Source organism: Methylobacterium sp. J-030 (genome assembly GCF_022829545.1).
Classification (GTDB): Bacteria; Pseudomonadota; Alphaproteobacteria; order Rhizobiales; family Beijerinckiaceae; genus Methylobacterium.
The window spans coordinates 34,040-60,901 of sequence record NZ_JAKSYM010000133.1 but is presented as its reverse complement, the minus strand read 5'-3'; the positions used below and the strand labels follow the sequence as shown (position 1 = coordinate 60,901).

Here is a 26,862-nt window from a genome sequence, read left to right as displayed (position 1 = left end):
ACGCGGCCCTTTCCCGGGCGCATGCAGCGAAAGCGGAATGCGACCCGGGATCCAGCGCACAGCCTCGCGAAGCATCCGTCTGAAACAAGCTGTGCCGCTGACGCGGCGCTTCGTGTGCTGGGTCCCAGATCAGGTTCCGCTGCGCTTCACCTGTCCGGGAAAGGGGTGGGTGTCACGCGTCGGGTGCGCCGATCCCGTGCCCTGCGCTTGGCCAAACACCTCGAAAGGGCTGGCCTCAAGCCCTTCGAAATCGAGCACGTTTCCGGAAGCGTATCCGCAAACCGGAACCCCCGTACAGCAGAGGGGGCGAAATTATCTGACGCCGTAAGACGACGACACTCACACATCTGGGTCCGGCACTGACGCTGGCGGCAGAGCGCGACGCGCACCCTCGTCCGCGCAGGCTTGCGGATTCACAAATCGTATTTGGGGACCATCGCTCTCCCGTCCGGGCCTGGCGGCTCGCGGCGACATAGGATGCGATCGGGGTTGGCGCGCCAATGGGCTCGGCATGGAGGGAAGGCGCGTTGCACGCCGTCACGGGCCGTGTGCCTCAAACCTATAACCGGTTACCCCACGGGGAAGGAGACCACGGTGCGACCGGAGATTCGCGAACGGCAGAGCCGCGAGAAGGGCGGCCGCTCGGGCCGCCCCCTTCGCTCATCAGGCCGCGATCGCCTGCGCGGTCGGCCCGGCGGCGCGCACGTCCGAATCGACGTGGCCCTCGAACCGCTTGAAGTTGTCGTCGAACATCTTCACGAGCCGCGCCGCCGTCTCCACGAAGGCGCCCTTGTTGGCCCAGGTCTTCACCGGGGTCAGGATGTGCGGCTCGACGCCCGGGACCGAGACCGGCACCGCGAAGCCGAAATACGGGTCGCGCCGGAACTCCGCCTGCGACAGCGAACCGTCCAGCGCCGCGGAGAGCAGACGACGCGTGACGCGGATCGGCATCCGTCGACCGGTGCCGACGCCGCCGCCCGTCCAGCCGGTATTGACCAGCCAGCAATCGACGTCGTGCTTGGCGATCAGGTCGCGCAGCAGGTTGCCGTAGGTGCTCGGGTGCCGCGGCATGAACGGCGCGCCGAAGCAGGTCGAGAAGGTCGCCTCCGGCCCGGTCAGGCCGCGCTCGGTACCGGCCACCTTGGCGGTGTAGCCCGAGAGGAAATGGTACATCGCCTCGGCGCCGGTGAGCTTGGCGATCGGCGGCATCACCCCGAAGGCGTCGCAGGTCAGCATCACGATGTTCTTCGGATGCCCGGCCCGGCCGGTGGCGCTGGCATTGGCGATGAAGTCGAGCGGATAGGCGCAGCGGGTGTTCTCGGTGAGCGAGGAATCGTCGAAATCGGGCGCCCGGGTCACCGGATCGATCACCACGTTCTCCATCACCGTGCCGAACCGCTCGGTGGTGGCGTAGATCTCGGGCTCGGCGTTGCGCGAGAGCCGGATCGTCTTGGCGTAGCAGCCGCCCTCGAAGTTGAAGATGCCCTCGTTCGACCAGCCGTGCTCGTCGTCGCCGAGCAGCTGGCGCGAGGAATCGTTCGACAGCGTGGTCTTGCCGGTACCGGACAACCCGAAGAAGATGGCCGAACCGCCCTCGGCGTCGAGCGCCGCGTTGGCCGAGCAGTGCATCGGCATCACGCCCCGGCCGGGCAGGATGTAGTTGAGGTAGGTGAAGACCGACTTCTTCATCTCGCCCGCGTAGGCCGAGCCGCCGATCAGCACGAGCTTCTTGGCGAAGTCGATGGCGATCACGGTCTTGGACCGGCAGCCGTGCCGGGCGGGGTCCGCCTGGAAGCTCGGCAGGTCGATGATCGTCATGTCGGGCACGTAGGCGGCGATCTCCGACCGGTCCGGCCGGATCAGCAGGTTGCGGATGAACAGCGAGTGCCACGCGAACTCGGTGAACACCCGGGCCTTGACCCGGTGGGCGGGATCGGCGCCGCCGTAGAGGTCCTGGGCGAACAGTTCCTTGCCCTCGGCGTGCTTCAGGAAATCCTGGCGCAGGGTCTCGAACTGCTCCGGCGTGGTCGCGCCGTTGTTGTCCCACCAGATCTCGTTCTCGGTGCTCGCGTCGCGCACCACGAACTTGTCCTTCGGCGAGCGGCCGGTATGGCTGCCGGTGGTGGCGACGATCGCGCCGCCGCGGGCGAGCTGCGCCTCCTTGCGGGACAGCGCCTCCTCGTAGAGACGCGGCGCCTCGAAGTTCCAGTGAACGGCCTTGAGGTCGCGGAAGCCGGCAGCCTCGGCGCCGTGGGCCGCGTTGTGATCACCGATGTTCGTCAAGATCGTATCTCCCGGGCCCCTGTTCGACCGTCGACGCGACTGAGCCGGACGCGATCCGCGTCCGGAATTGCCCGGGGGACGTCCGTGCGGTCGTACAGGTCCGCCACACGCAGGTTCTCCGCTCCCCGGCCGCTTCCCGACCTATCGCTTGAGTAGGCGGCGAAGCTTCGCTGTCCTTATGGGCTCCATCTCAAGCCCGCAACGTGGACAAACAGGTTAGATCACAGTTGCGAAGGCAGAAACCCCCGTCTGTAAGCAGTCACCCACAGGGTTCGGCGTCCCGGCGCGGGCGGAACGGCACTGGAATACCCATATACCAGTGCCGCGCAGGTGCGCCCTTGCATGCTGATCGGCGACCGCTATGCCGGTGCCGGACGGCCTGCCCGTCCCGCGCCCGACACTCCCGACAGAGGCACGATGCCCCAAGCCGTCGCCGGCCCCGAGATCGAACGCCTGATCCAGCTCCTCGCCCGCATGCCCGGGCTCGGGCCGCGCTCGGCCCGGCGGGCCGCGCTGCAGTTGATCAAGCGCCGCGACACGCTGCTCGGGCCGCTCGCCGATGCGATGCGGGTGGCGGCCGAGCGCATCGTGGTCTGCTCGAGCTGCGGCAACGTCGATACCTCCGAGCCCTGCACGATCTGCCGCGACGCCGAGCGCGATCCCACGACGCTGGTGATCGTCGAGGACGTGTCCGACCTCTGGGCGCTGGAGCGCTCGGGGGCCGTCAAGGCGCGCTACCACGTGCTCGGCGGCGTGCTCTCGGCGCTCGACGGGGTGCGGCCGGAGCACCTGAACCTCGCGAGCCTCGTGGAGCGCGCGGCCCGGCCCGAGGTGACGGAGGTCATCCTGGCGCTCAACGCCACGGTCGACGGCCAGACCACGGCCCACTACGTCACGGAATCGATCCGCCACTGCGACGTGAAGGTCACGCGCCTCGCCCACGGCGTGCCGGTCGGCGGCGAACTCGACTATCTCGACGAGGGCACGCTGACGGCGGCGATCCGGAGCCGCACCGCGTTCTGAAGGCCACGGCGCGGTATTTGACCGGTCTCGACCCGCATCCTATTCGACGAAAAGCCCGGACCCGAGCCGGCGCTGTCCCTGCCGGTTCCCGCCATGACCATCCGCCCGCTCGTCATCCTGCCCGACCCCATCCTGCGCCGCATCTCCGACCCGGTCGGCCCGATCACCGGCGAGATCCGGACCCTCGTGGCCGACATGTTCGAGACCATGTACGACGCGCCCGGCGTTGGCCTCGCGGCGATCCAGGTCGGCGTGGCGAAGCGCGTCGTGACCATTGACACGTCCAAGGAAGAGGGCGTGCGCAAGCCGCAGGTCTTCATCGACCCCGAGATCGTCTGGTCCTCGGAGGAGAAGCGCACCTACGACGAGGGCTGCCTGTCGATCCCCGAATATTACGGCGAGGTCGAGCGGCCGGACCGGGTCCGCGTGACGTTTCGCGAGCTCGACGGCACCGAGCGGGAGATCGAGGCCGACGGCCTGCTCGCCACCTGCATCCAGCACGAGATCGACCATCTGAACGGCGTGCTGTTCATCGATCACCTGTCGAAGCTGAAGCGGGACCGCGTGATCAAGAAGTTCGCCAAGGCGGCCAAGCGCGACGCGGCCTGAGCCCGGCCATGCGCATCGTGTTCATGGGCACCCCAGACTTCGCGGTGCCGACGCTGGCGAAGCTCGCCCAGGACGGCCACACCATCGCGGCCGTCTACACCCGCGCACCCGCCAAGGCAGGCCGCGGCATGAGCCTGCGGCCCTCCCCCGTCCACGCGCTGGCCGATCAGCTCGGCGTGCCAGTGCTCACGCCCGCCACGCTGCGCACGCCGGAGGCCGCGGAGTGCTTCGCCGCGCATCAGGCCGACGTCGCCGTTGTGGTGGCCTACGGGATGCTGCTGCCGCAGGCGATCCTCGAGGCGCCCAAGCACGGCTGCCTGAATCTCCACGGCTCCCTGCTGCCGCGCTGGCGAGGGGCGGCGCCGATCCAGCGCGCCGTGATGGCGGGCGATCCCGAGAGCGGCGTAGGCGTGATGCGGATGGAGGCCGGTCTCGATACCGGCCCGGTCGCCCTGGAGGCGCGGGTGCCGATCATCCCCGGCATGACCGCCGGCGAACTGCACGACGCGCTGATGCCGGTCGGCGCGGACCTGATGGCGCGTGCCCTAGGCCTTCTGTATCAAGGGGCGCTGACCTTCACGCCGCAGCCGGAAGAGGGGGTCGTCTACGCCCACAAGATCACCAACGACGAGGCGCGGATCGACTGGTCGCGCCCGGCCGATCAGGTCGCCAACCACATCAACGGGTTGTCGCCCGTCCCGGGGGCATTTTTCCAGGCCGAATTTGGCAAGGGATTGGAGCGCGTGAAGGTGCTTCGCGCCTTGGCTGCAGACGAGACCGGCGGAGCGGGCACGCTGCTGGACGCCGCGGGAACCGTCGCCTGCGGAACAGGTGCGGTGCGTCTGACGGAGTTGCGCCGGGCAGGAAAAGGCGGAAGCGCGAGCGGGGCCGACTTCGTCCGCGGGGCGCGCTTGACGCCCGGCGCACGCCTCGGCTGATGCCCCGCTACAAGCTCGTCATCGAATACGACGGCAGCCCGTTCTGCGGCTGGCAGCGGCAGGCCGAGGATTCCACCGTCCAGGGCGCGATCGAAGCCGCGGTCTCGCGCTTCTCCGGGGAGGATGTCCGGCTCACCTGCGCCGGGCGGACCGATGCCGGTGTGCACGCCATCCATCAGGTCGCCCATCTCGATCTTGCCAAAGACTGGCGGACAGACACCGTGCGCGACGCGCTGAACGCCCATCTGCGGCCGCAGCCCGTCGCAATCCTCTCGGCCGAGATCGTGCCGGAGCGCTTCGATGCCCGCCACTCCGCGATCCGCCGCCACTACCGCTACCGGATCCTGAATCGGCGCAGTCCCGCGGCGCTGACGCGGGCCCATGTCTGGCACGTACCCTGGCCCCTCGATGCTGACCGCATGCACGAGGCCGCCCAGCGTCTCGTCGGCCGCCACGATTTCTCGGCCTTCCGCGCCGCGGAATGCCAAGCCAACAGCCCGATCCGCACCCTGGAACAGCTCGACGTCGCCCGGACTTCGATGGCGCTGCACGCGGAGATCGTGGTGGCGACCTCGGCGCGCTCGTTTCTGCACCATCAGGTGCGGGCGATGGTGGGCACGCTGATGCTCGCGGGGTGTGGCCGGCTCTCGGCCGACGATGTCGCCGACATCCTCGCCTCGGGCGAGAAGCGCCGGTGCGGCCCCTTAGCGCCGGCCGCTGGACTGACCTTCGTGGGTGTCGATTACTGAGATCATCAACCTGAAAGCAACTTTATAAACATGGGGTTTGAAACAACGTCATCATGTGAGAGGTTCGCCCTGCCCGATATGGCTAAAATCATGGGGGGAGCGAATGGATCTGTATTTTGCGATTGCGATTCACGTCTGCACCGCACTGTCCGTCTTGTCGCTGTCAAATTATGGCCCCTCGGAGTACGCACCTTTTTCAATCTTGAACGACTTGCAGCTGACGACGAAGCGGAGAGTGAAACACTTCTTTTTAAAAGTTGGACGGATCATTCTGGGTGCTACATTTATACCGAGCGAGAATGTCAACAGAGCCGCCGCTGCAGCTGCGGTGCGTAGGAGTATCGAATTACGGCTGGATGACCCTCATGTTCAACGTCTTCGGCAAATATATATCGCGGTCGGAGACCGGCTTGGCCGGAAAAGTCGGCGCTTTATTGCACCTTCGCGGCCATTTCCGCACAGCGTGTCTGAGGCCTATCTGGCTTGGCTGAAAAGCTTTCAACCGAAGTATGCCTCCAGCACCCGGCCATAGATCGCTGTCAGCCGCTCCAGATCGGCAACCGCCACGCATTCGTCGGTCTGATGCATGGTCTCGCCGACGAGGCCGAACTCGATCACCGGGCAAGCATCCTTGATGAACCGGGCATCCGACGTGCCGCCCGTGGTCGACAGGAGGGGCGTCAGGCCGGTCTCATCGCGGATCGCCGTCGCGACGAGGTCCACGAAACTGTCCGGCCGGGTCAGGAAGGCCGGCGCGTTCGAGGGCTGAAGATCGAGGGTGAAGCGCACCGCGTTGCCGGCCGCCCGCTCCAGCCGGCGCTGGATCTCGGCGCCGAGGCTCTCGGCCGTCCAATCGTCGTTGAAGCGCACGTTGAATGTCGCCCGGGCGGTCGCGGGGATCACGTTGGTGGCGGGATTGCCAACGTCGATCGTGGTGAATTCGAGGTTCGAGGCGTCGAAATGAGCAGTTCCGCTGTCGAGCGGGTCGGCGATCAGCGCCGAGGCTAGGCGCAACAGGCCCGGGATCGGGTTCTGGGCCTTGTGCGGATAGGCGACGTGGCCCTGCCGGCCGACGACCGTGAGCTTGCCGGTGAGCGAGCCCCGCCGGCCGATCTTGATCATCTCGCCGAGCCGGCCGGGATTGGTCGGCTCGCCCAGCACGCAATGGTCGAAGCGATGCCCGCGGGTGCGCGCCCAATCGAGCAGCTTGACGGTGCCGTTGACCGCCGGTCCTTCCTCGTCGCCGGTGATCAGGAAAACGATGGAACCCGAGAAATCCGGGCCGCGGCGGTCCAGGTAGGCCAGCGTCGCGGCCAGCATGCAGGCGATGCCGCCCTTCATGTCGGCCGCACCGCGGCCGTACAGCATCCCGTCGGCGACCGCGCCTTCGAACGGGGCGTGGCGCCACGGCCCGTCGCCCTCCGGCACAACATCGGTATGGCCGGCGAAGACCAAGCAGGGGCCGCGGTCGCCGCGGCGCGCGAACAGGTTCGGCGTATCGGGATAGCCGGACTGCGAAAAGACCGGCCGCTCGATGGTGAAGCCCGCCTGCCGCAGCGCGTCGGCGACCACGTCGAGGGCGCCGCAATCCTCCGGGGTGACGGAGGGGCAGCGGATCAATGCCTGCGCGAGGCGCAGAGCCCCGTGCGGTGCGTCGTGGTCAGCCGGCATCGACCCGTCCTCGGCGGCGAAAAGCGCCGCGCGGCCCGCTTACCCCGAAGCGGGCCGCCAAGGGGAGCCCCAAACGGGCAGCCCCTACTTGGTGACCACCACCTGCACGTCCCCGTGCCGACGCAGCACCGAGACGGTGACGTCGTCGTCGTAGCGCTGGAAGCGGATGTCGAGGTGCGAGCCGCCGAGCCGGACGTTGTAGAGCGTCACGCCGTCGAGGAACCCCGGCAGGATCGGGTTCTTCAGCCGCACGCTGTTGCCCGCGTGGTCGAGTTCGAGGCCGAGGCACGCGGCCAGGAACGCGAAGGGGGCCGCCGCCGCCCAAGCCTGCGGGCTGCAGGCGACCGGATACGAGACCGGCCCGCGCTGCTTCCGCCGCATGAAGCCGCAGAACAGCTCCGGCAGCCGCTTCTGGTCCTGATAGAGCGAGGTGTCGAACATCCCCTGGAAGACGCGCGCGGCCTCGTGCTTGCGGTCGTAGCGGGCGAGCCCCATGGCGACGAGGGCGTTGTCGTGCGGCCAGATCGAGCCGTTGTGGTACGACATCGGATTGTAGCGCGCCTCGCCCCTGGCGATCGTGCGCACGCCCCAGCCGTTGAACCCATCCTTCGACAGAAGCGTGTCGGCGACCCGCGCGGCGCGCTCCGGCTTGGCGATGCCCGTGAACAGGGCGTGGCCGGCATTGGACGAGCGCACGGCGCACTGCGTCTTGGCGCCGTCGAGGGCGAGCGCGTAGGTGCCGATCTCCTCGTTCCAGAAGGCGGCGTCGAACCGCTCGCGCAGGGCGGCGGCCTCCTGCATCAGGCGCTCGGCCATCGGGTCGTGCCCCAGGAGCGCGGCGAGCTTCGCCATGCCGTGCTTGGCGGCGTAGACGTAGCCCTGCACCTCGCACAGGGCGATCGGCCCCTTGGCGAGCTGGCCGTCGGCGTGGAAGATCGAATCGTGGCTGTCCTTCCAGCCCTGGTTCTCCAGGCCCTTCTCGGTGTCGCGGGCGTATTCGACGAAGCCGTCGCCGTCCCGGTCGCCGTAGCGGTCCATCCATTCGAGCGCGAGTTCGAGCGCCGGCCAGATCGCCCGGACCGTCTCCAGATCGCCCGTGACGGCATAGTATTCCCAGGCCAGCATCACGAAGAGCGGCGTGCCGTCGATCGTGCCGTAATAGTGGCGGAACGGCACCTCGCCGAGCATCGCCATCTCACCGCGGCGGGTCTCGTGCAGGACCTTGCCGGGCTGGGCATCGGCCGCCGGATCGACCGCCTTGGCCTGGGTCGAGGCGAGGTAGCGCAGCACGCCGCGGGCAAATTTCGGGTCGATCCACAGCGCCATCATCGCCGTGATGATGCCGTCGCGGCCGAACACCGTGGAGTACCAGGGAATGCCGGCGAACGGGTAGATCCCCTCGGGCGTGCGGCTCGCCAGCATGTAGAGGTCAGCGGTGGCCCGGCACAGCCCCTCGTTGAACTGGTCGTTCGACGAGATGATCGTGGTGATGCCCGCGGTCAGCGCCCGCAGATCGCGGCGGGAATCGCGGTAGGCGCGGGCGAAGATCATCCCCTCGCCGAGATCCTTCGGCTCCCGCCGGGCGCCGCCGGCATTGGCCGCGAGCGTCAGCTTGGCGGCGGCATCCTCGCCGACCATCGTGTCGCTCGGCGGCTTGGTGAAGGCCCGGTGCGCCTCGAAGGTCACGCGGATGAACAGGGAGATCTTGCTGCCCGGGGGCAGCGACACGTCGAAGGCCACACGGCCCGGCTCGATCAGATCGGGCTTCGGGCCGAAATGCAGGGCGGTGGTCCGCACGATCTCGTCCAGGCCGACGTAGCGGAACTGGACCTCCCGGTCGCTTGCCACGAGCACGCCGCGCTTGCCGCGCTCCTTCCGGTCGGTCCCGCGCACCTCGAACAGGTCGCGGAAATCCGCATCGAAGGTCACGGCGATGCGCAGGCGGCGGTGCTTCGAGTCGAAGGAGCGCAGGCCGATCCGGTCGTAGCAGGCACCGCGGAACAGGAACTTGGTGCGCTCGATCGCGATCGTCTCGCGGGGGATCGAGGTCTCGTCGTGGGCGTCGAGGCGGATATCGGGCGTCGTCATGTCGACGCTGAGGGCGCCGTTATCGTCCTGCATCACGGACGAGAGCATCAGCGGGCGCTGCCCCTCCACGGACACCTCCAGGCGGGAGAGGTAGCGCGTATCCTGGAAGTACAGGCCCTCCGGCCCGGGCTGGACGCCGATATCGCCGTAGGAATCGAGGACCCCGAACGCCTCGCCGAACTTCAGTGCGCGCAGCGGTCGCTCCACCAGGGAGGTCTGGGCTTCGATGTGATAGGGCGGCAGCACATCGTCCGCGTCCTGGAATCCGCGCGCCAGGCTTCCAGCCGCCGCCGCGTGACTCGTCGCCTTTTGGGCCGCTGCCGTGTGGTCCGCCATGCCGGGCATCTCCGGGTGCTGTGGGGTACGAATCGAGAGGGCCGCCGCATCGATCCTGATGCCGCGGCCCTTGTTCACCTGACAGATGAGTCGCCTTTAAGACGCTAGGCCGGTCCCGGCCAGCCTCGCAATCCCGATGCCGATCAGGCCGGCATGGCCGCGACCGGGATCGCCGGCCGCGCCGAACCGTTCACCTCACCGTAATGCGGCTTGAAGCCGGAGCTCGGGAGCTTGATCACGTCCGCGCCGCGGCTGAGCAGGTCCTCGTAGGCGGTCACGTACTTGTTGACCATGCACTCGGCCGTGAAGTGGCCCTCGAAGTGCCGGCGTACGCCGGCCCGCGACATGGCTTTCACCTTCGCGACGGCCTCGACCGCTTCGTCCATCGAGGTGCAGAGGACGCCGCTCACGCCGTCCTTGATCACCTCCGGCACGGAGCCGTTGCGGAACGCGATCACCGGCGTGCCGGCCGACATCGCCTCGATCATCACGAGGCCGAAGGGCTCCGGCCAGTCGATCGGGAAGGCGAGCGCCAGGGCGTTTCCGAGGAAGTCCTTCTTCTGCTCCTCGTTGATCTCGCCGATGAACTCGACCAGCGGATGATGGATCATCGGCTCGATGACCTCATTCCAGTAATCCTGATCGGCCTTGTCAACCTTCGCGGCGATCTTGAGCGGCGTGCCGGAGCGGATCGCCATTTCGATCGCGCGGTCGGGCCGCTTCTCGGGCGAGATCCGGCCGAGGAACGCGAGGTAGCCGCCCTTGACCTCCGGGACATACGGGCAGTTCTCGGCCGGCAGGCCGTGATGGATCGTCGCCAGCCAGTTCGAGGTCGGCGGCATGGGCAGGCGCTGGTTGTCGGAGATCGAGACCAGCGGCATGCCCGTGAAGGTGCGGTAGACCGGCATGAAGTCCGGCACGTCGAGGCGGCCGTGCATCGTGGTGAGGCACTTGTGGTTCAAGTCCTCGAACATCGGATATTGCAGCAGATCGATGTGGAAGTGCAGGATATCGAACTCGTGCGCGCGCCGATGGACCTGATGCAGCATCGCCAGATGGCTGGCGGTATGGTCCCGGTAGCCGAGCAGACGAAGTCCCTCAGGCGTGCAGGACGCCAGATTGGCTCCGGTCCGCGAGTCGCCGCTCGCGAACAGCGTGACCTCGTGGCCCTGGCGGACCAGTTCTTCAGTAATCCAGCTGACGACGCGCTCGGTGCCGCCGTAGAACTTCGGAGGAACGGCCTCCGACAACGGAGCGATCTGGGCAATGCGCACGAAGTGTCTCCTGGTTGGCCGAATTTGACGGGGGGTCTAACCCTGCCGGCCTGAGCGGGACATGAATGAAACGGACGGCCAAGGTTATGGTTCCTGGCACCCCTCTGTCGCGCACGGTTTTGTGCAGCGCGCAAACTGTCCCCGCATTCCTCGAATCACCGGGCAATCCGACCGATCCAGAACAACGGGCGAACCGCCCCGTTCCCGCGTCGCCACCGCGAGGCCGCCTCACCATCGGCCCGCAGCACGGACGTTGCCGCCGCGTCGGCTTTCTGTCATAAGCCGCCCCGCGTCGAACCGCCCGGCCGATAGGGCTGCCGTGGCGGCTCGTGCTGCTCCACCAGAAGCATCTTTGCGCGCTCCCCCTCTGACCCTTGCGGGTCGGCCGGACGGAGTTTCGCCAACGGAGAGCCAAATGCCCAAGCTGAAGACCAAATCCGGCGCCAAGAAGCGCTTCAAGATCACCGGCACTGGCAAGGTGATGTACGCCCAGGCCGGCAAGCGCCACGGGATGATCAAGCGGACGACCAAGCAGATCCGCAACCTGCGCGGCACCACGACGATGTTCGAGGGTGATGCCGCCAACGTGAAGAAGTACTTCCTGCCGAACGCGCGGTAAGCCCTTCGCCACCCGTTGCCACTGACTTTCGTCGAATCCAGGAGATAACCGATGGCCCGCGTCAAGCGCGGCGTGACCAGTCACGCGAAGCACAAGAAGGTTCTGAAGGCCGCCAAGGGCTATTACGGCCGGCGCAAGAATACGATCCGTATCGCCAAGCAGGCGGTCGAGAAGGGCATGCAGTATGCCTACCGCGACCGCAAGAACAAGAAGCGCACCTTCCGCGCCCTCTGGATCCAGCGCCTCAACGCGGCGGTCCGCGAGCATGGCCTGACCTACTCGCGCTTCATCGACGGCCTGGCGAAGTCGGGCATCGTGGTCGACCGCAAGGCCCTGTCGGAGTTGGCGATCCACGAGCCGGCGAGCTTCGCCGCCGTCGTCGAGAAGGCCAAGGCCGCGCTGCCGCAGACGACCGCCAAGGCTGCCTGACCCAGGCCAACGGCGAGACGCACGGAAGGCGCGGTTCCCCCGGGAGCCGCGCCTTCGTCGTTTATGGGGTCCCGCGCTTGCGCCGGGCCGCGCAACGCGCGAGAGCACGCCGCCACGGCCTTCTCCGCCCACCCTGTTTGATGACGCGATGACCGATCTCGACAGCCTCGAACGCGATCTCCTGGCCCAGGTCTCGGCGGCCTCCGACGAGGCGGCGCTGGACGCCGTCCGCGTCGCCGCACTCGGCAAGAAGGGCAGTGTCTCGGATCTGCTGAAGACCCTGGGCTCCATGACGCCCGACGAGCGCAAGGAGCGCGGCCCCCTGATCAACGGCCTGCGCGACCGGGTTCAGGGCGCCGTCACCGCGCGCAAGACCGAACTCGCCGAGGCCGCCCTCGAAGCCCGCCTCGCCTCCGAGCGGGTCGACGTCACCCTGCCGGTCCGCGAGGCGCCGGAGGTGCGTGGCCGGATCCATCCGATCTCCCAGGTGATCGACGAGATCACCGCGATCTTCGCCGATATGGGCTTCGCGGTGGCCGAGGGGCCGGACATCGAGACGGACGAATTGAACTTCACCGCCCTCAACTTCCCGCCCGGCCACCCGGCGCGCGAGATGCACGACACCTTCTTCCTGGCTCCCGACCGGGACGGGAAGCGCAAGGTGCTGCGCACGCACACCTCCCCCGTGCAGGTGCGGACGATGCGGGCGCAGACGCCGCCGATCCGGGTGATCATCCCGGGGCGGACCTACCGGCACGATTCCGATCAGACCCACACGCCGATGTTCCATCAGGTCGAGGGGCTGGTGATCGACACGAGCGCCAACATCGCCAACCTGAAATGGGTGCTGGAGGCGTTCTGCAAGGCGTTCTTCGAGGTGGAGGGCGTGAAGATGCGCTTCCGCCCGTCCTTCTTCCCGTTCACCGAGCCCTCGGCGGAGGTGGACATCCAGTGCTCGCGCAAGGGCGGCGAGATCCGCTTCGGCGAGGGCGACGACTGGCTGGAGATCCTGGGCTGCGGGATGGTCCACCCGAACGTCCTGCGGAACTGCGGGCTGGATCCGGACGCCGTGCAGGGCTTCGCCTTCGGAGTCGGCATCGACCGCATCGCCATGCTGAAATACGGCATGCCGGACCTGCGCCCGTTCTTCGAGGCGGATGTGCGCTGGCTCGACCATTATGGATTCCGGCCGCTGGATGTGCCGAGTTTGGTGGGCGGGCTGACGGGGTGAGGAAAGATCGGGGGCGGCGGCTATGACCGAGGGCGAAATCCGCACGCTGGCGAACGAGATCCTGGGCCGAACGCTCGGAAGCTCCGGCTACGAGCGGGTCGAGGTGCGCCCCGGCTTCGATCACTCGGGCGAGCCCTCCTTGTTCGTGAAAGCCGTCTTCAGACCGGGGTCGGGCGTCACCGACGGCGGACGTTTGAATGGGGCAAACGCCGATCTCAGGATGCGCCTCATGGAACGCGGCGAAGACCGTTTCCCCTATCTCGATGTCGAATATCCCGACGATGAGGTTCTGATCGACGACGATGAACTCGGGCATCCGTGATGCCGCGCCTCGGCAACACCCTCGTCTACGACCTGCTCGAAGTCGCCGAAACGCTCGCCCGCCAGGGTGGTCGGATGAATCTGCGCAAAGCCTCGATGCGCCGTGCCGTGAGCAGCGCCTATTACGCGGTGTTCCACGGGCTCTGTTTCGTCTGCGCGAGCGTGATCGTGGGCTGGAGACGGAGCGGGGAACTGGAATCGGTCTACCGCATGCTCGACCACGGCCAAGTCCGGAAACGTCTGACATCCCCGGAAGCTGCGCAGATCGCACCTGCGGTCGCCACGATCGGTGCAGCCTTCGCGGTTCTGCAGGAGCGGCGTCACCTCGCCGATTACAGCCCGCCGACCATGCCGGTCAGCCAAAACGAGACCCTGGCAATCCTGAACCGTGCCCGTGAAACGGTAAAGGCTCTCGAATCCCTTGGCGATGATCAGCGTCGCAAACTGGCCGTCCTCCTCATAACGAAAGCCCGGCTCTCCTGAGCCGCGAGGTTACGATCGATGAAATTCACCCTCTCCTGGCTCAAGGACCACCTCGACACCGAGGCCTCCCTCGACACCATCGCCGAGACGCTGACGCGGATCGGCCTGGAGGTGGAGGGCGTCGAGGACAAGGCAGCCGCACTCAAGCCCTACGTCGTCGCGAGGATCCTGACGGCCGAGCAGCATCCGAACGCCGATCGCCTGCGCGTTTGCACGGTGGAGACCGGTGCCGGCGAGCCCGTGCAGGTGGTCTGCGGGGCGCCGAATGCGCGCGCTGGCCTGGTCTCGGTCTTCGCGCCGCCCGGCACCTATGTCCCGGGCAAGAACATCACCCTGTCGGTCGGCACGATCCGGGGCGTCGAGAGCCGTGGGATGCTGTGCTCGGGGGCCGAACTCGGCCTCGGCGAGGATCATGACGGCATCCTCGAACTGCCCGCGGAGGCGCCGGTCGGCCAGCCCTACGCGCTCTATGCCGGGCTCGACGATCCGGTCATCGAGATCAACCTGACGCCGAACCGGCCGGACTGCACCTCTGTCCACGGCATCGCCCGCGACCTCGCGGCGGCCGGGATCGGAAAGCTCAAGGGCGAGACCCTGCCGGGCGTGCGCGGCGAGGGCCCCTGCCCCGTCACGGTCGCGCTGGCCTTCGAGCCGGCCGACCGGCACCTCTGCCCGCTCTTCGCCCTGCGGCTGGTCCGTGGCGTGACGAACGGCCCCGCCCCGGCCTGGATGCAGGCCCGCCTGCGCGCGATCGGCCTGCGCCCGATCAACGCGCTGGTCGACATCACCAACTACGTCACCTTCGACCGCGGCCGGCCGCTGCACGTGTTCGACGCCACCAAGGTGTCGGGCGGCCTCGTGGTGCGCCGCGCCCGGGACGGCGAGAGCCTGCTCGCCCTCGACGAGCGCACCCACGTGCTCACCGACGAGACCGTGGTGATCGCCGATCAAAACGGCGTCGAGTCGATTGCCGGCATCATGGGCGGCCAGGACTCGGGCTGCGACGCGACCACCACGGACGTCCTGATCGAATCGGCCCTGTGGGATCCGACCAACATCGCGCAATCGGGCCGGCGCCTCGGCATCATCACCGATGCCCGCTACCGGTTCGAGCGCGGCGTCGATCCGGCCTTCACCTTGCCGGGCCTCGATCTGGCGACCCGCCTCATCATCGAGCTCTGCGGCGGCACGCCGAGCGAAGCGCGGATCGCCGGCGATCCGCCCGAATCCGGGCGGATCATCGATTTCCCCTGGACCGAGGTCCGTCGCCTCGCCGGCCTTGAGGTGCCGCGCGTCGAGACCAAGGTCATCCTCGAGACGCTGGGCTTCCACGTCTCGGGCACCGGCGACCGGGTGAAGGTGCTGACGCCGTCCTGGCGGCCCGACGTGGAGGGCAAGGCCGATCTCGTCGAGGAGGTCGTGCGGATCGCGGGCCTCGACCGGATCGTCGCGAAACCCCTGCCGCGTCTGACCGGCGTGGGCGGCGCGCTGCTCACCGTGATGCAGAAGCGCACGCGGACCGCCAAGCGCGCGCTGGCGACCCGGGGCCTGATGGAGGCCGTGACGTGGTCCTTCGTCCCGCATGACGACGCCGTGCTGTTCGGCGGCGGCGGTGCGGATCTCGCCCTGGCCAACCCCATCGCCGCGGACCTGTCGGACATGCGCCCGAGCCTCGTGCCGGGCCTCCTGCGCGCGGCGCAGCGCAACGCCGACCGCGGCTACCCCGATGCCGCCCTGTTCGAGGTCGGCCAGTGCTTCGCCACCGACGAGCCCGAGGGGCAGACGATCCGCGCGGCCGCAGTTCGCCGGGGCAGCGCCACCCTGACGGGGGCCGGGCGACATTGGGATGGCGCGACCGGGACGGTGGACGCGTTCGACGCCAAGGCCGACGCGCTGGCGCTGCTCGGCAGCCTCGGCGTCCCGACCGGCGGCCTGCAGGTCACGGCCGGCGGACCGTCCTGGCTGCATCCCGGCCGCTCCGGGACGCTCCGCTTCGGGCCCAAGACCGAGATCGGCTGGTTCGGCGAGGTGCATCCGCGAACGCTGCAGGCCCTCGATCTCAAGGGCAGCCTCGTCGCCTTCGAGATCGTGCTCGACGCGCTGCCGCCGCCCAAACACAGGCCGACCAAGGCCAAGCCGGCGCTCGCGCTCTCCGAGTTCCAGCCCCTGTCCCGCGACTTCGCCTTCGTGGTCGGCCGCGACGTGCCGGCCGGCGACATCGTCAAGGCCGCCCAGAATGCCGACCGCAAGCTGGTGACGGGCGTCGACGTGTTCGATCTCTACGAGGGCCCCGGCGTGCCGGAGGGCGCGAAATCGGTCGCGATCGCGGTGCGGCTGCAGCCGGTTGACCGCACCCTGACCGATGCCGAGATCGAGGCCGTGAGTGCCAGGATCGTCGCCGAGGTCTCGCGCCGGACCGGCGCGACGCTTCGCGCCTGAGGAGCGCGCGATGGACCGGACCACCCTGCTCATCGCGGATCTCGCGGCGGCCGAGCACCGGCCGACCGCGGCATTGCGCGAAGCCGTGAAGCATGCGGCCGCAATCGCCGCAGCGACGTTGCCGCTGCTTGAAGCAGCCGCCGATGAGCGTGAGCTTTCGCCGGAGGACGCCAACCTCCTCTTTTGGGGTCTGCACGTCATGGCTCAGGCCCGTGACACGCGCGCCTTGACGCCACTCCTGCGCCTCCTGCGACAGGACGAGGACAGCCTCGATGCCGTGTTGGGCGATGCCCTCACAGCGACCCTGGCCAAGGTTCTGGCGAGCCTGTTTGATGGCGATCCGCAGCCGTTGTTCCGCCTGATCCTCGACAGCACCGTCGACGATTACGCCCGCATGGCGCTGCTCTCCGCCTGCACCTTCCTGACCCTGGAGGGCCGGATCGACCGGGCCGCGATGCACGACCTTCTGGTCCGCTTCGACGACGCGCAGGCCGCCGTCGAGGAGGCGCCGGCCTGGGCCGGCTGGGAGGAGACGATCGCGCATCTCGGCTTCCGGGATCTCGCGCCTCGGGTGGCCGCAGCCCGCGCCGACGGACGCATCACCGACGAGATCAGCGATGACGCCTGGTTCACGGAAGCCCTGCGCAAGGCCGAGACGAAGCCCCACGACCGGGATCGTCTCGGCCCTTACCAGTACGGCTACCTGGACGATGCGGTCGAAGCCCTCGACTGGACCGTCGAGGGGGCGGGCGAACCGCAGCGCAACCCGTTCAAGGATATCGGGCGCAACGATCCTTGCCCGTGCGGTTCGGGCAAGAAGTTCAAGAAATGCTGCCTCGGCAAGGAGCAGGCCGAAGGGCCGTGGATGCCACCCGGGCCGCTATTCGGCTGAAGCGCCGGTGCCGCTTAGCGGGTTTTCCGGATCCCAGCCGTAGTGCAGCGTCTCGAACCGCATGGAGCGCGCATCCACCATCAGGAGACGGCCGACCAGTGGTTCGCCGAAATCCGTCACCGCGCGGATGACCTCCATGGCCATCAGCGAGCCCATCACGCCCGCGAGTGCCCCCAGGACGCCCGCCTCCGCACAGGCGGGGACGCTGCCGGGCGGCGGTGGGTTCGGGAACAGGCAGCGATAACTCGGGTTCGGGGTCCCGTCCGGACGAGCCTCGTGCGCGCGGATCGTGGTGAGCGTGCCGTCGAAGCGGCCGAGCGCCGCCGTCACCAGTGGGCGGCGGGCGTGGAAGCAGGCATCCGAGACGGCGTAGCGCGTGGCGAAGTTGTCGGACCCGTCCGCCACGAGGTCGTAGCGGGCGATCAGATCGACCGCGTTGTCCGGATCGATGCGGATCGGATGCGGAACAACCGCGATGTGCGGATTGAGGCGCGCGACCGCCTCGGCGGCGCTCTCGACCTTCGGCCGGCCGAGGTCCGGCGTGCCGTGGATCACCTGCCGTTGCAGGTTCGAGAGGGAGACCGTGTCGTCATCGACGAGGCCGATCGTGCCGATCCCGGCGGCCGCGAGATACTGGATCAGCGGCGCGCCGAGCCCGCCCGCGCCGATCACCAGCACCCGGGCGGCCTTGAGCCACGCCTGACCCGGGCCGCCGATCTCGGCCAGGACGAGGTGGCGGGCGTAGCGTTCGATCTCGTCGGAGGAGAGGGCCATGCGCAGCCCATAGGCCTTCGCGGCGGCGCACGGAAGACCGGTGGCGGCGCGAAGGCGGATCGTCAGGATCGGCACCGGGGCGAAGATGCCCCAGAGCCTTGGTTCGGCAGCGAAGCGACGTCGCGGTGACCCTCAGCGCGGCGCCAGGATCATGATCATCTGCCGGCCTTCGAGCATCGGCTCGCTCTCGACCTTGGCGATCTCGGCCGTCTCGTTCTTGACGCGCTCCAGCAGACGCAGTCCGATATCCTGGTGAGCCATCTCGCGCCCACGGAAGCGCAGGGTCACCTTGACCTTGTCGCCCTCCTCGAAGAAGCGGTGCACCGACTTCATCTTGGTGTCGTAGTCGTGCTTGTCGATGCCGGGGCGGAGCTTGATCTCCTTGACCTCGACCGTCTTCTGCCGCTTGCGCGCCTCGTTCTGCTTCTTCTGCTCGTTGAAGCGGAAGCGCCCGTAATCGAGCAGCTTGCAGACGGGCGGCACGGAATTCGGCGCGATCTCCACGAGATCGAGGCCGGCTTCCTCAGCGAGATTCAGCGCGTCGAAGAAGGGGACGACGCCGCGGTTCTGGCCGGTATCGTCAATCAGCTGCACTTCCCGCACCCCGCGGATATCGCGGTTGGCGCGCGGCCCGTCCTTCTGCGGGGCCGGCATGGCTCTCATCGGTCTACGAATGGCTTAGGTCTCCTGGTGCAACGACGAAATCACGGACCGGACGATCCTCGCGAGGATCACCCAGCCGCCGGCCGCTCCGGTCTCATCCGGACTTACTACGTTGGGGGAAGCGGGGCCAGAGTCAACGTCCAACCGCGGCGCGGACCGAAAATAATCGGGGGCTGCCGCGGGATGTCCGTCGGGCTTCGGACGAGGATCCGATCAGCGGCCTGCGCCCAGCAATCCAGCGTAGACCGCCAGCGTATCCCCGGCCATGCGATCGAGCGAGAAACGGGCCTCGACGTGGGTGCGCGCCCTGCGCGCCATGGCGTCCCGGGCGCTCGCGCCCAGCGAAAGGGCTTCGCTGAGCGCCGCCGCGAGGGCTTGGGCGTCCCCCGGCGGGACGCGCCAGCCGGTGCGCTGGCCCGGCGGAACATCCGGCGTTGCCAGGACGGTCTCGGGGACGGCGCCGAGATCCGAGACCACCACCGGTGTCCCGAGCGCCTGCGCCTCGACAGCCGACCGTCCGAAGGCTTCCGGCTCGACGGAGGGCACGGCCACCGCCGAGGCAGCCCGGAAGGCGGCCGGCATGTCGGTGCAATGCCCGACCCGGCGCACGACAGCGCCCAAATTCCGAGCCGCGACCAGCGCGTCGAGCTCGCGCTCGTAGGAAGTCCGGCCCTGGGCATCGCCGGCCAGCACGACGGCGAAATCGGCCACGCCCCGGTCGCGCATCTGCGCAGCCGCCTCGATCAACACGCGATGCCCCTTCCAGGCGGTGAGACGGGCCGCCAGGAGAATCACCCGCTCGTGCGGCGCGACATTCCAGGCCCGGCGCAGGGCCTCGACCCGGCCAGCCCCGACCGCGACCGGGTTGAAGACGGCGAGATCGGTGCCCCGGTGGATCACCCGCACCCGGTCGCCGGCCTGCTCGGCATGCATCCGCCTGATGAGATCGGCGGTGTAGTGCGAGTTGGCGATCACCACATCGCCGCGGGCCATCACGGAATTGTAGAGCACCTTGACGCTCGTCCGGCCGGAATAGCTGCCGTGATAGGTCGTCACGAACGGCAGGCCGAGCCGGCGCGCGGCGCCGAGCGCCACCCAGGCGGGCGCGCGCGAGCGGGCATGGATGAGCTGCACGCCCTCGCGGCGGCAGAGCATCATCAGCCGCAGGACGTTGACCGCCATCGCGGCCGGGTTTTTCGAAGCCGCCGGGAAGCGCAGCCAGTGGCCGCCCTTCGCCTGCAGTTCGCCGACCAGGCGCCCGCCCTCGGTCGCCACGAGGGCGCGGGCGCCGACCGCCGCCAGGGCGCCCGCGACGTCGACCGTCGTGCGTTCGGCGCCGCCGGCCTCGAGTTCGGGTATGATCTGCAGGATTCGCGCACCCGCCAGGGCACCGACCTCGCTGGGAAATCGCGTCCGGCCGCGGGGCTCATCGCCCGCCCGCGGTTCCTCGGCCAGCACGCGCATGCCGCCCGCCGGTATCTGCCAAATGCTCGCTGCCATTGCTTCAGCATCGTCGTCGCGCTTTACGGTCCGGTAAACGGATGTTGAAGCGGACCGTATCAAGGACGGCACTTCATCGCGCGCGGATGGGGATATCGGAGATCGGGATGGGCGATAGCGAGCCGAGTTTCCTCACCGTCGGCGCCGGCGGCAGCGAACGGCGCATCGCCGTGCGAGAGCGCCCCGGCTCGGGGCCGCCGGTGGTATGGCTCGGCGGGTTCCGGTCCGACATGAAAGCCACGAAGGCCAGTGCCCTCGATCAATGGGCCGCCGAGGCCGGGCGCCGCTTCGTCCGGTTCGACTACGCGGCCCACGGCGAATCGACCGGAACCTTCACGGACTGCACGATCAGTTCCTGGCTGGAGGACGCGCAGGCCGTGCTGAGCGCCCACGTCACCGAGCCGCCGATCCTGGTCGGCTCCTCGATGGGCGGATGGATCGCGTGCCTGGCGGCCCGCGACCGGACGGCGGGCGGCGAGCCGACGGCGGGCCTCGTGCTCATCGCCCCGGCCCTGGATTTCACGGAGGATCTGATCTGGAGCCGCCTCACCGAAGCGGCGCGCGCCCTGATGATGCGCGACGGCATTCTCGAGAGGCCCGGCACCTACGCGCCAGAGCCGGATCCCATCACCCTGAAGCTGATCGAGGATGGCCGCCGGAACTGTCTGCTGGGCGGACCCTTCGATCCGTCCTGCCCGATCCACATCCTCCAGGGAATGCGCGACCCCGATGTGCCGTATGATCACGCCCTCAAGATCGCCGGGCGGCTGCCCGCCGAGGGATTGGTGCTCACGCTGATCGCCGACGGCGACCACCGCCTGTCGCGGCCGCAGGATGTCGCGCGGCTCGTGGCGGCGGTGGCCGAGATGGCCTGACGGGCGAAGGCACCCGGTTCAGTGCAGGCTGACGGGCTGCAGGTCGTGCGCGAAGGCATTGGCCAGCACGACATCGCGGGAATCGGCGAGCATGATCGGCGCCCCGCTCGCCGAGAGCAGCGCGAACAGGTCGAGGCCCGGCGTCAGTTCCGGGGCCTGCGGAAAGAAGCGGCGCACCTCGTCGGACCGGATCGGCCGGACGTAGGCGATATGCCCCTCACCGAGCGCCGCGAGATCGGCCGGCTGGAAGTCGGCGGGATCGAGATCGGCGGGGGTCAGGGGCGACGGGTTCGGATCGGTCATCAAAGCCCTCCTGGGGTGGCAGAGCGTCCGCAGCCGGTCCCGAAGGCACCGGCGGCACAAGACCCATGTGGGGATTGCCGCCGTCCGATCAATCGCGTCGGTCTCAGCCGCGCGCGCCGATATCAATCTTGCGCACGATCCGGTCCGGCTCCGGCCGGACGAGATCGATCGACAGCAGACCGTTGGCGAGATCCGCGCCCAGAACCTCCATGCCGTCGGCGAGGAGGAAGGTGCGCTGGAACTGCCGCGCCGCGATGCCGCGGTGGAGGAAATGCCGCTCGCGCTCGTCGACCTGCCGGCCGCGCACCACGAGCTGGCTCTCCTCCAGCATCACGTCGAGCTGCTCGCGGGTGAAGCCCGCGACCGCGAGCGTGATGCGCAGGCGCTCGGGCTCGCTCTCGGTCCGGGGCAGGCGCTCGATGTTGTAGGGTGGGTAGCCGTCGTTGGCGGCCTTGGAGACCCGGTCGAGGGCCTGTTCGATCTCGTCGAACCCGAGCAGGAACGGGTGCCCGAAAGGCGAAGTACGCGTCATCGCGGCCGTCATCCAGAAAGCGAGGCCTCCGCCCCCCGGAGCTTGCCGCTGCCCCGCGATGCCCGAGCACCTCGTCGAGAGGGAGCCCGCCGGGGCAGCGCTCCGCCGGACGAGACAACGCCGGCCGCTCAACGATATGGCCGCGGTGGTCCCGGCCATCAAGAGCGGCACCCGGTTCTGTCTTTTCCAGACTGGAAGTTCAGGGATCGGAAAATCGCCCCGATCCGAAAGCGAGTCCAAAAGCAGCGATTTGGGCTGTTTCGGGATCGTGGACCCCAGCGATCGTTATGGTCACGATGCGCGAATAGGTATAAAAACCTTTTGGTCCTGATCCGACGCGATTGCAATGGGATCCCGATCGACGAAAATCATTGATGGAAGCACGCTCGTCATTCCCGTCGGCAGCTCGGTATCGACGTCACCGTGATCATGGAAACGGCCGATGGCGAGCTTCGGATTCGATCCTTCGACGCGGCGATCGGCGACGTGCAGAAACTGGTGAGGGGGTTGGTGCCCGAAGGCGTCAGTCTGGTCACTGAGTTCATAGCGGATCGCCGTGCCGAAGCTGGCAAAGCGTGATCCCATGGCAACGAACGATGCTTTGGACGCCTCGGCATTGCGTGCTCTGCTCAGCGAGAAGCAGGGGGCAACGCATGTTCGTGCTGCGCTGAATGCGTCGGTGATCTCGGCCGTCAACTACTCCGAAGTCGTAGCCAAGCTTGCCGATCGGGGCGGCAATCCCGCGGCGGTCAGTGCAGGTTTGGCGGCTCTTCATCTCGGGGTCGTCGCGTTCGATCAGAGCCAAGCCGCCCAAGCGGGCGCGCTCATCACCGGCAGCCGAGCTGCGGGACTGGTGTTCGGTGACCGGTCCTGTTTGGCACTGGCGACGTCGCGCAGCCTGATCGCTCTGACGGCCGACCGATCTTGGACGACGCTGCGCCCGAGCGTTCAGATCGAATGCATCCGATGATGCGCCGGATCGCCTAGGGTCCCGTCGGCCCAGGATGGCCCGACATGGTTGCCTATGGTCGTCCGCGGTCGACCCTGGAGGCTCAGCTTCGTTGATCGAGGATCGGGTGCCCCATGGGTCGGATCGACCGCCGCAGCCGAATGCCAAACTCCGTCGTGGCCCGCTTCCGTACGCCATCGGCCTTTGACGATTGATCGGGCACATTCGGCAACAGAGGCTGGGCAATATCGGCAAGTTTGCGAACCGCCACGCTTCCGCCTAACAGTTTGGAACTGCTCTGAATTTTGCGCTGGGCCTTGATCAAGGCCGCGCTCGTGCCTTACTGCCCGGGCTGGCGCTCGGACGAATTTATCGGTCGAGCGCGCGGATTTCCCTGCGACGCGAGGCAGTGCAGCCCATGAGCGCGCCCCAGACCCTGTCGGACCGTGCGGCGATGCGGCGCGTCGTCGACGTATGCGGCGATGAGGCCGAAATCCTGGCGTTGTCGGTGGCTCGCTTCGTGGCAGCCGGCTACATGACCAGCGACGTGGCGTGCTGGAACGCGGCCTTCGACGGGGCCGAGCAGTTGTTGGGACCGGCGGACGGATGCCGGTTCGTGGCCTGCGTGGTGGCGATCATCCGCGCTCTGCGGGCCGAGCGCGAGGACGACTGGTCGTTCATGCCGGCGAGCTGCTGCCGGGTGACAGGGCACGAATGTGCGCTGGTCAATTTGATCAACCGGGGCCGGCGTCGGCTCTGGGCGGATCTCGAGGAGGCCGCGGCGGAGATCACCGGGCGTGATGCGGCACCGCGCCTCGTGGCGGCGGTCCGCGCGGCGGTCGATCCCCTCGAAGCGGCGGCTCAGCGCCTGGCGCCGGCGTCCTGCCGCGGTGGCGTCGTACTTCACTGATCCCTTCCGGGATCGAGCCGATCGGACGGAGTGGGGGGCGCAGGCCCACCCTACGGATGAGGAAGAGGATAACGGTTCGGTGCTTGCCTTGAGCGTTCCCCTGTACCGTCGCCGGATCGGGCGCATCGCCCTCGATACGATGGCCTGCGTCGCGCTCTCGGCGCTCCTCGTGGTCTCGGCCCTGGCGCAGGATGCCTCCGAGAAGGCCGGGCCGCTCAAGCTGCAGCTCAACAAGGTCGAGACCGCCGGCGAGGCCTGCCGCATCACAATGGTGATCGACAACACCAAGGGCACGAGCCTCAAATCCTACAAGGTCGACCTCTTCGCCTTCGACACGGACGGGGTCGCGCAGAAGCGCGTGGCGGTGGAACTCGGGCCGCTCCCGCCTCGGAAGACCGTCGTGAAGATCTTCGATTTCCCCGGGATCGCCTGCAACAAGGTCGGGCGGGTCCTGTTGAACGACGTCCTGGCCTGCGATGGCGGTGATGCCGCCCGTGAGGCCTGCCTCGAACGGACCGAAACGGAGTCGAAGGCCGGCATCCCGTTCGACCGCTGACCGGAGCCGTCCGACGGACGACATGACACGACCGTCCGGCGGCATCGGTCGCCGGGCGGTCAGCGGCATTGGCCGCACCCCGAGATGACGGCGGCGCAAGGCCGCGTGAGACCAGGACGCCAGGAGCCCGCGATGGACCCGACACAAGCGCCGATCGAGGCCGCCCACGATTTCTCGTTCCTCGGCCTGTTCCTCCAGGCCGACCCGATCGTGAAGGGCGTGATGATCCTGCTGATCGTCGCCTCCATCGCGTGCTGGACGGTGGTGTTCGAGAAGATCATCCGCCTCGCCGGTGCCCGGCGCCAGGCCAAGGAATTCGCCACTTTGGTCAAATCGGGCGGCAAGCTCGACGGCGATCTCAGCGGGATCGCCGGCCACGTCTCGCGGGCGGGCATCGACGCGTGGCGCGATCAGGACACCTCCGAGACCCGGGCCGAGCGTCGCGAGCGGATCGAGCGGGCGATGAAGGGCGCGCTCACCCTGGAGATGAAGCGCCTGCGCAACGGCCTGTCCCTGCTGGCGACCTGCGGCTCGACCGCGCCGTTCGTGGGCCTGTTCGGCACGGTCTGGGGCATCATGAACTCGTTCTCGTCGATCGCGCGGAGCCAGGACACGTCGCTCGCCGTGGTGGCGCCGGGCATCGCGGAGGCGCTGTTCGCCACCGCGATCGGCCTCGTCGTCGCCATCCCGGCCGTCATGGCGTTCAACAAGCTGTCGGGTGACGTGAGCGGGATCCAGAGCACGTTCTCGTCCTACATCTCGCTGTTGGGCAACCATCTCGCCCGCGACCGCACCGGCACCGCGCACCGCGCCGCAGCCGAGTAGGCCGCTTCAGAAGCCCCTTGCTGCGCCTGCCGCGGCGGGCCGCACGCACCGGAACCGGAGACGCCCCATGGCGATGGCACCCGTTCGCGCCAGCGACGACGACGATCTCGACGACATGCCGATGTCCGAGATCAACGTGACCCCGATGGTCGACGTGATGCTCGTGCTGCTGATCATCTTCATGGTCGCGGCGCCGCTGATGACCACGGGCGTGCCGGTGCAGCTGCCGAAGACAGCGGCCCCCAAGGTGGCGCAGTCGAAGAAGCCTCAGGAGGTAACGGTCGACAAGGACGGCAACCCGTCGATCGCCAAGGAGGTCTTCACGATGGACAGCCTCGTACCCCGCCTGCGGGAGATGGCCGCCGCCGACAAGGATCAGGTCATCCTGGTCCGCGGCGACCGCGACGTGCCCTACGGCAAGGTCATGGAAGTGATGGGGCTGGTGGGTCAGGCCGGCTTCACCAAGGTCTCGCTGATCGCGCAGTCGCCCGGTGCCGCCGCGCCCGCCGCCGCCGCGCCCGCCGCCTCTGCCGGGACAGCCGCTCCTGCAGCCCCTGCCGGGACCGCCCGCTGAACCGATGAACACGCTCGCATCGACGGATGTGCCCGAGGATTTCGGTCGACGCCGACCGTCCGGGCTGATCGCGGCTTTCCTGGTCGCACTGGTGCTGCATGCCCTCGTGCTGGTGGCCGTGATGTTCCTGCAGCTCGCGCCGCCGACGCCGCCCGGCGAGCAGCAGATCACCGTCGATCTCGCGCCGGTCATGACCGAGGCGCCCACGGAGGCTCCCTCAGAGCAGCAGATGAGCCAGGCCGCGCCGCCCGAGACGAAGCCCGTCGAAGAGCCGCCGGACGAGGCGGTCCAACCGCCGCCGCCCGCGGAGACGGCCGAGGTCAAGCCTGACGAAACGCCGGCGGTCGAGCCTCCGGCGCAAGCCGAGGCGGTCGAGACGCCGAGCCAGGTGATCACCTCCACCGCGAAGAACGCCGAGCCGCTGACTCCGCCACCCGCCGAGGTCGCCAAGACCGAGGAGCCGCCGAAGCCGGAGCCCGATCCCGCCAAGCTCAAGGCCGAGCGGGAGGCGAAGCTGCGCAAGATCCGGGAGGAGAAGCTCCGCGAGCAGAAGCGCGAGGAGGCGCGGCAGGAGCGTTTGGACGAGATCCGCGAGGCGAAGGCGAAGGCGGCACGCGAGGCCAAGGCGCGGCAGGCCAAGGCACAGCGGGGCGCCGAGGCGCGCAACTCCGCCTCCGCGTCGCGCCAGAACGCGGCCGGCCGCGCCGCGGCGGGCAACGATCCCAGCGCGATGCGGCAGTGGACGGGGGCGATCAGCGCGGCGATCCATGGGCGCATGAACGCGGGCGCTGCCAACGGAACCGGCGGCGGGACCGCCGTGGTCCGCTTCACCGTCCTGCGCTCGGGTCAGGTCACGGCCGCCGGCGTCGCGCGCTCCAGCGGGATCGGCCAGATCGACGGGGCCGCGCTCTCGGCCGTCCGCGGCAGCCTTCCGCCGGCTCCGCCCGGTGTGACGCAGTCAAGCCTGTCGGTCTCGATCCCGCTCAACTTCCGAGTGAGATAAGATCGTGCTTCAC

The 26,862-nt window shown here is 68.4% G+C and carries 29 protein-coding genes; 18 read left to right on the top strand and 11 right to left on the bottom strand.

Going from position 1 to position 26,862, the window contains the following annotated elements:
- Window positions 1–663: 663 nt before the first annotated feature.
- Window positions 664–2,283 carry a phosphoenolpyruvate carboxykinase gene (locus MKK75_RS07525; RefSeq protein WP_244041976.1) on the bottom strand — a complete coding sequence of 540 codons (1,620 nt, stop codon included), beginning with the start codon at window positions 2,281–2,283 and terminating at the stop codon, window positions 664–666.
- Window positions 2,284–2,700: 417 nt separating this feature from the next.
- Here MKK75_RS07525 and recR point away from each other — a divergent pair, with 417 nt between their 5' ends.
- From recR to truA, 4 genes are all read left to right on the top strand, one after another.
- Entirely contained in the window at window positions 2,701–3,306 is a 606-nt protein-coding gene (gene recR / locus MKK75_RS07520; RefSeq protein ID WP_244041975.1) for a recombination mediator RecR, read from the top strand.
- 93 nt (window positions 3,307–3,399) lie between these two features.
- Window positions 3,400–3,915, top strand: a complete 516-nt coding sequence (gene def, locus MKK75_RS07515; RefSeq protein WP_244041974.1) for a peptide deformylase — start codon at window positions 3,400–3,402, stop codon at window positions 3,913–3,915.
- A gap of 8 nt (window positions 3,916–3,923) precedes the next feature.
- The gene (fmt, locus tag MKK75_RS07510; protein ID WP_244041973.1) at window positions 3,924–4,853 is read left to right on the top strand and encodes a methionyl-tRNA formyltransferase; all 930 of its coding nucleotides are present in this window, start codon (window positions 3,924–3,926) and stop codon (window positions 4,851–4,853) included.
- The gene (truA, locus tag MKK75_RS07505; RefSeq protein ID WP_244041972.1) at window positions 4,853–5,602 is read left to right on the top strand and encodes a tRNA pseudouridine(38-40) synthase TruA; all 750 of its coding nucleotides are present in this window, start codon (window positions 4,853–4,855) and stop codon (window positions 5,600–5,602) included. The genes fmt and truA overlap by 1 nt, the downstream gene beginning before the upstream one ends.
- A 498-nt stretch (window positions 5,603–6,100) precedes the next feature.
- Here the strand turns inward: truA and dapE are convergent, their stop codons facing one another.
- The 3 genes from dapE to MKK75_RS07490 form a co-directional block, all read right to left on the bottom strand.
- Window positions 6,101–7,273, bottom strand: coding sequence for a succinyl-diaminopimelate desuccinylase (dapE, locus tag MKK75_RS07500; RefSeq protein ID WP_244041971.1), 1,173 nt, complete (start codon window positions 7,271–7,273; stop codon window positions 6,101–6,103).
- A gap of 84 nt (window positions 7,274–7,357) precedes the next feature.
- Window positions 7,358–9,697, bottom strand: coding sequence for an amylo-alpha-1,6-glucosidase (locus MKK75_RS07495; RefSeq protein ID WP_244041970.1), 2,340 nt, complete (start codon window positions 9,695–9,697; stop codon window positions 7,358–7,360).
- A gap of 143 nt (window positions 9,698–9,840) precedes the next feature.
- Window positions 9,841–10,971 (bottom strand): glycosyltransferase family 4 protein, encoded by a 1,131-nt coding sequence (locus MKK75_RS07490; RefSeq protein WP_244041969.1) that lies wholly within the window; start codon window positions 10,969–10,971, stop codon window positions 9,841–9,843.
- 415 nt (window positions 10,972–11,386) lie between these two features.
- Here MKK75_RS07490 and rpmI point away from each other — a divergent pair, with 415 nt between their 5' ends.
- From rpmI to MKK75_RS07455, 7 genes are all read left to right on the top strand, one after another.
- Complete coding sequence (gene rpmI / locus MKK75_RS07485; RefSeq protein ID WP_243924925.1) at window positions 11,387–11,590, top strand: 50S ribosomal protein L35; 204 nt, start codon at window positions 11,387–11,389, stop codon at window positions 11,588–11,590.
- Between the two features lie 51 nt (window positions 11,591–11,641).
- Window positions 11,642–12,019 (top strand): 50S ribosomal protein L20, encoded by a 378-nt coding sequence (gene rplT, locus MKK75_RS07480; RefSeq protein ID WP_043355811.1) that lies wholly within the window; start codon window positions 11,642–11,644, stop codon window positions 12,017–12,019.
- Between the two features lie 148 nt (window positions 12,020–12,167).
- Complete coding sequence (gene pheS, locus MKK75_RS07475; protein WP_244041968.1) at window positions 12,168–13,250, top strand: phenylalanine--tRNA ligase subunit alpha; 1,083 nt, start codon at window positions 12,168–12,170, stop codon at window positions 13,248–13,250.
- Window positions 13,251–13,272: 22 nt separating this feature from the next.
- Window positions 13,273–13,572 (top strand): hypothetical protein, encoded by a 300-nt coding sequence (locus tag MKK75_RS07470; protein ID WP_244041967.1) that lies wholly within the window; start codon window positions 13,273–13,275, stop codon window positions 13,570–13,572.
- Window positions 13,572–14,054 (top strand): hypothetical protein, encoded by a 483-nt coding sequence (locus MKK75_RS07465; RefSeq protein WP_244041966.1) that lies wholly within the window; start codon window positions 13,572–13,574, stop codon window positions 14,052–14,054. The genes MKK75_RS07470 and MKK75_RS07465 overlap by 1 nt, the downstream gene beginning before the upstream one ends.
- Window positions 14,055–14,072: 18 nt before the next feature.
- On the top strand, window positions 14,073–16,493 hold the full coding sequence (gene pheT / locus MKK75_RS07460; RefSeq protein WP_244041965.1) for a phenylalanine--tRNA ligase subunit beta: 2,421 nt from the start codon (window positions 14,073–14,075) through the stop codon (window positions 16,491–16,493).
- A 10-nt stretch (window positions 16,494–16,503) separates the two neighbouring features.
- A complete protein-coding gene (locus tag MKK75_RS07455) occupies window positions 16,504–17,385 on the top strand; it encodes a DUF1186 domain-containing protein (protein ID WP_244041964.1) in 882 nt (293 codons plus the stop codon).
- Here the strand turns inward: MKK75_RS07455 and MKK75_RS07450 are convergent.
- From MKK75_RS07450 to MKK75_RS07440, 3 genes are all read right to left on the bottom strand, one after another.
- Window positions 17,374–18,159, bottom strand: a complete 786-nt coding sequence (locus tag MKK75_RS07450; protein ID WP_244041979.1) for a HesA/MoeB/ThiF family protein — start codon at window positions 18,157–18,159, stop codon at window positions 17,374–17,376. The genes MKK75_RS07455 and MKK75_RS07450 overlap by 12 nt on opposite strands.
- A 132-nt stretch (window positions 18,160–18,291) precedes the next feature.
- Window positions 18,292–18,813: a translation initiation factor IF-3 gene (gene infC / locus MKK75_RS07445; RefSeq protein WP_244007340.1), complete on the bottom strand. Its 522-nt coding sequence runs from the start codon at window positions 18,811–18,813 to the stop codon at window positions 18,292–18,294.
- Between the two features lie 222 nt (window positions 18,814–19,035).
- The gene (locus MKK75_RS07440) at window positions 19,036–20,322 is read right to left on the bottom strand and encodes a glycosyltransferase (protein WP_244041963.1); all 1,287 of its coding nucleotides are present in this window, start codon (window positions 20,320–20,322) and stop codon (window positions 19,036–19,038) included.
- 107 nt (window positions 20,323–20,429) lie between these two features.
- On the opposite strand from MKK75_RS07440, the gene MKK75_RS07435 reads away from it, so the two are divergent.
- The gene (locus MKK75_RS07435) at window positions 20,430–21,197 is read left to right on the top strand and encodes an alpha/beta hydrolase (RefSeq protein ID WP_244041962.1); all 768 of its coding nucleotides are present in this window, start codon (window positions 20,430–20,432) and stop codon (window positions 21,195–21,197) included.
- An 18-nt stretch (window positions 21,198–21,215) separates the two neighbouring features.
- Here the strand turns inward: MKK75_RS07435 and MKK75_RS07430 are convergent, their stop codons facing one another.
- The 3 genes from MKK75_RS07430 to MKK75_RS07420 form a co-directional block, all read right to left on the bottom strand.
- Entirely contained in the window at window positions 21,216–21,500 is a 285-nt protein-coding gene (locus tag MKK75_RS07430; RefSeq protein ID WP_244041961.1) for a DUF1150 family protein, read from the bottom strand.
- 103 nt (window positions 21,501–21,603) lie between these two features.
- Entirely contained in the window at window positions 21,604–22,032 is a 429-nt protein-coding gene (locus tag MKK75_RS07425) for an Hsp20 family protein (RefSeq protein WP_160534578.1), read from the bottom strand.
- 291 nt (window positions 22,033–22,323) lie between these two features.
- Complete coding sequence (locus MKK75_RS07420; RefSeq protein WP_244041960.1) at window positions 22,324–22,617, bottom strand: hypothetical protein; 294 nt, start codon at window positions 22,615–22,617, stop codon at window positions 22,324–22,326.
- On the opposite strand from MKK75_RS07420, the gene MKK75_RS07415 reads away from it, so the two are divergent.
- Window positions 22,616–23,002 carry a type II toxin-antitoxin system VapC family toxin gene (locus tag MKK75_RS07415; RefSeq protein WP_244041959.1) on the top strand — a complete coding sequence of 129 codons (387 nt, stop codon included), beginning with the start codon at window positions 22,616–22,618 and terminating at the stop codon, window positions 23,000–23,002. The genes MKK75_RS07420 and MKK75_RS07415 overlap by 2 nt on opposite strands.
- An 82-nt stretch (window positions 23,003–23,084) precedes the next feature.
- Here the strand turns inward: MKK75_RS07415 and MKK75_RS07410 are convergent, their stop codons facing one another.
- Window positions 23,085–23,306 (bottom strand): hypothetical protein, encoded by a 222-nt coding sequence (locus MKK75_RS07410; protein ID WP_244041958.1) that lies wholly within the window; start codon window positions 23,304–23,306, stop codon window positions 23,085–23,087.
- A 93-nt stretch (window positions 23,307–23,399) separates the two neighbouring features.
- Between MKK75_RS07410 and MKK75_RS07405 the strand changes: the two genes are divergently transcribed.
- The 5 genes from MKK75_RS07405 to tolA all read left to right on the top strand — a co-directional run bounded on the left by MKK75_RS07405 (window position 23,400) and on the right by tolA (window position 26,849).
- A complete protein-coding gene (locus MKK75_RS07405) occupies window positions 23,400–23,891 on the top strand; it encodes a hypothetical protein (protein WP_244041957.1) in 492 nt (163 codons plus the stop codon).
- Between the two features lie 79 nt (window positions 23,892–23,970).
- Window positions 23,971–24,447, top strand: a complete 477-nt coding sequence (locus MKK75_RS07400) for a Tat pathway signal protein (protein WP_409567535.1) — start codon at window positions 23,971–23,973, stop codon at window positions 24,445–24,447.
- A gap of 132 nt (window positions 24,448–24,579) precedes the next feature.
- Complete coding sequence (locus MKK75_RS07395) at window positions 24,580–25,272, top strand: MotA/TolQ/ExbB proton channel family protein (RefSeq protein ID WP_244041956.1); 693 nt, start codon at window positions 24,580–24,582, stop codon at window positions 25,270–25,272.
- Between the two features lie 67 nt (window positions 25,273–25,339).
- On the top strand, window positions 25,340–25,846 hold the full coding sequence (locus tag MKK75_RS07390; protein WP_244041955.1) for an ExbD/TolR family protein: 507 nt from the start codon (window positions 25,340–25,342) through the stop codon (window positions 25,844–25,846).
- Window positions 25,847–25,850: 4 nt separating this feature from the next.
- Window positions 25,851–26,849, top strand: a complete 999-nt coding sequence (gene tolA / locus MKK75_RS07385; RefSeq protein WP_244041954.1) for a cell envelope integrity protein TolA — start codon at window positions 25,851–25,853, stop codon at window positions 26,847–26,849.
- The last annotated feature ends 13 nt before the right edge of the window (window positions 26,850–26,862 follow it).

Coding starts and splice junctions, on each gene's coding strand:
- recR (WP_244041975.1), top strand. CDS start 2,701: ATGCCCCAAGCCGTCGCCGGCCCCGAGATCGAACGCCTGATCCAGCTC.
- def (WP_244041974.1), top strand. CDS start 3,400: ATGACCATCCGCCCGCTCGTCATCCTGCCCGACCCCATCCTGCGCCGC.
- fmt (WP_244041973.1), top strand. CDS start 3,924: ATGCGCATCGTGTTCATGGGCACCCCAGACTTCGCGGTGCCGACGCTG.
- truA (WP_244041972.1), top strand. CDS start 4,853: ATGCCCCGCTACAAGCTCGTCATCGAATACGACGGCAGCCCGTTCTGC.
- dapE (WP_244041971.1), bottom strand. CDS start 7,273: ATGCCGGCTGACCACGACGCACCGCACGGGGCTCTGCGCCTCGCGCAG.
- MKK75_RS07495 (WP_244041970.1), bottom strand. CDS start 9,697: ATGGCGGACCACACGGCAGCGGCCCAAAAGGCGACGAGTCACGCGGCG.
- rpmI (WP_243924925.1), top strand. CDS start 11,387: ATGCCCAAGCTGAAGACCAAATCCGGCGCCAAGAAGCGCTTCAAGATC.
- rplT (WP_043355811.1), top strand. CDS start 11,642: ATGGCCCGCGTCAAGCGCGGCGTGACCAGTCACGCGAAGCACAAGAAG.
- pheS (WP_244041968.1), top strand. CDS start 12,168: ATGACCGATCTCGACAGCCTCGAACGCGATCTCCTGGCCCAGGTCTCG.
- MKK75_RS07470 (WP_244041967.1), top strand. CDS start 13,273: ATGACCGAGGGCGAAATCCGCACGCTGGCGAACGAGATCCTGGGCCGA.
- MKK75_RS07465 (WP_244041966.1), top strand. CDS start 13,572: ATGCCGCGCCTCGGCAACACCCTCGTCTACGACCTGCTCGAAGTCGCC.
- pheT (WP_244041965.1), top strand. CDS start 14,073: ATGAAATTCACCCTCTCCTGGCTCAAGGACCACCTCGACACCGAGGCC.
- MKK75_RS07455 (WP_244041964.1), top strand. CDS start 16,504: ATGGACCGGACCACCCTGCTCATCGCGGATCTCGCGGCGGCCGAGCAC.
- MKK75_RS07450 (WP_244041979.1), bottom strand. CDS start 18,159: ATGGCCCTCTCCTCCGACGAGATCGAACGCTACGCCCGCCACCTCGTC.
- infC (WP_244007340.1), bottom strand. CDS start 18,813: ATGCCGGCCCCGCAGAAGGACGGGCCGCGCGCCAACCGCGATATCCGC.
- MKK75_RS07440 (WP_244041963.1), bottom strand. CDS start 20,322: ATGGCAGCGAGCATTTGGCAGATACCGGCGGGCGGCATGCGCGTGCTG.
- MKK75_RS07435 (WP_244041962.1), top strand. CDS start 20,430: ATGGGCGATAGCGAGCCGAGTTTCCTCACCGTCGGCGCCGGCGGCAGC.
- MKK75_RS07430 (WP_244041961.1), bottom strand. CDS start 21,500: ATGACCGATCCGAACCCGTCGCCCCTGACCCCCGCCGATCTCGATCCC.
- MKK75_RS07425 (WP_160534578.1), bottom strand. CDS start 22,032: ATGACGCGTACTTCGCCTTTCGGGCACCCGTTCCTGCTCGGGTTCGAC.
- MKK75_RS07415 (WP_244041959.1), top strand. CDS start 22,616: ATGGCAACGAACGATGCTTTGGACGCCTCGGCATTGCGTGCTCTGCTC.
- MKK75_RS07420 (WP_244041960.1), bottom strand. CDS start 22,617: ATGGGATCACGCTTTGCCAGCTTCGGCACGGCGATCCGCTATGAACTC.
- MKK75_RS07405 (WP_244041957.1), top strand. CDS start 23,400: ATGAGCGCGCCCCAGACCCTGTCGGACCGTGCGGCGATGCGGCGCGTC.
- MKK75_RS07395 (WP_244041956.1), top strand. CDS start 24,580: ATGGACCCGACACAAGCGCCGATCGAGGCCGCCCACGATTTCTCGTTC.
- MKK75_RS07390 (WP_244041955.1), top strand. CDS start 25,340: ATGGCGATGGCACCCGTTCGCGCCAGCGACGACGACGATCTCGACGAC.
- tolA (WP_244041954.1), top strand. CDS start 25,851: ATGAACACGCTCGCATCGACGGATGTGCCCGAGGATTTCGGTCGACGC.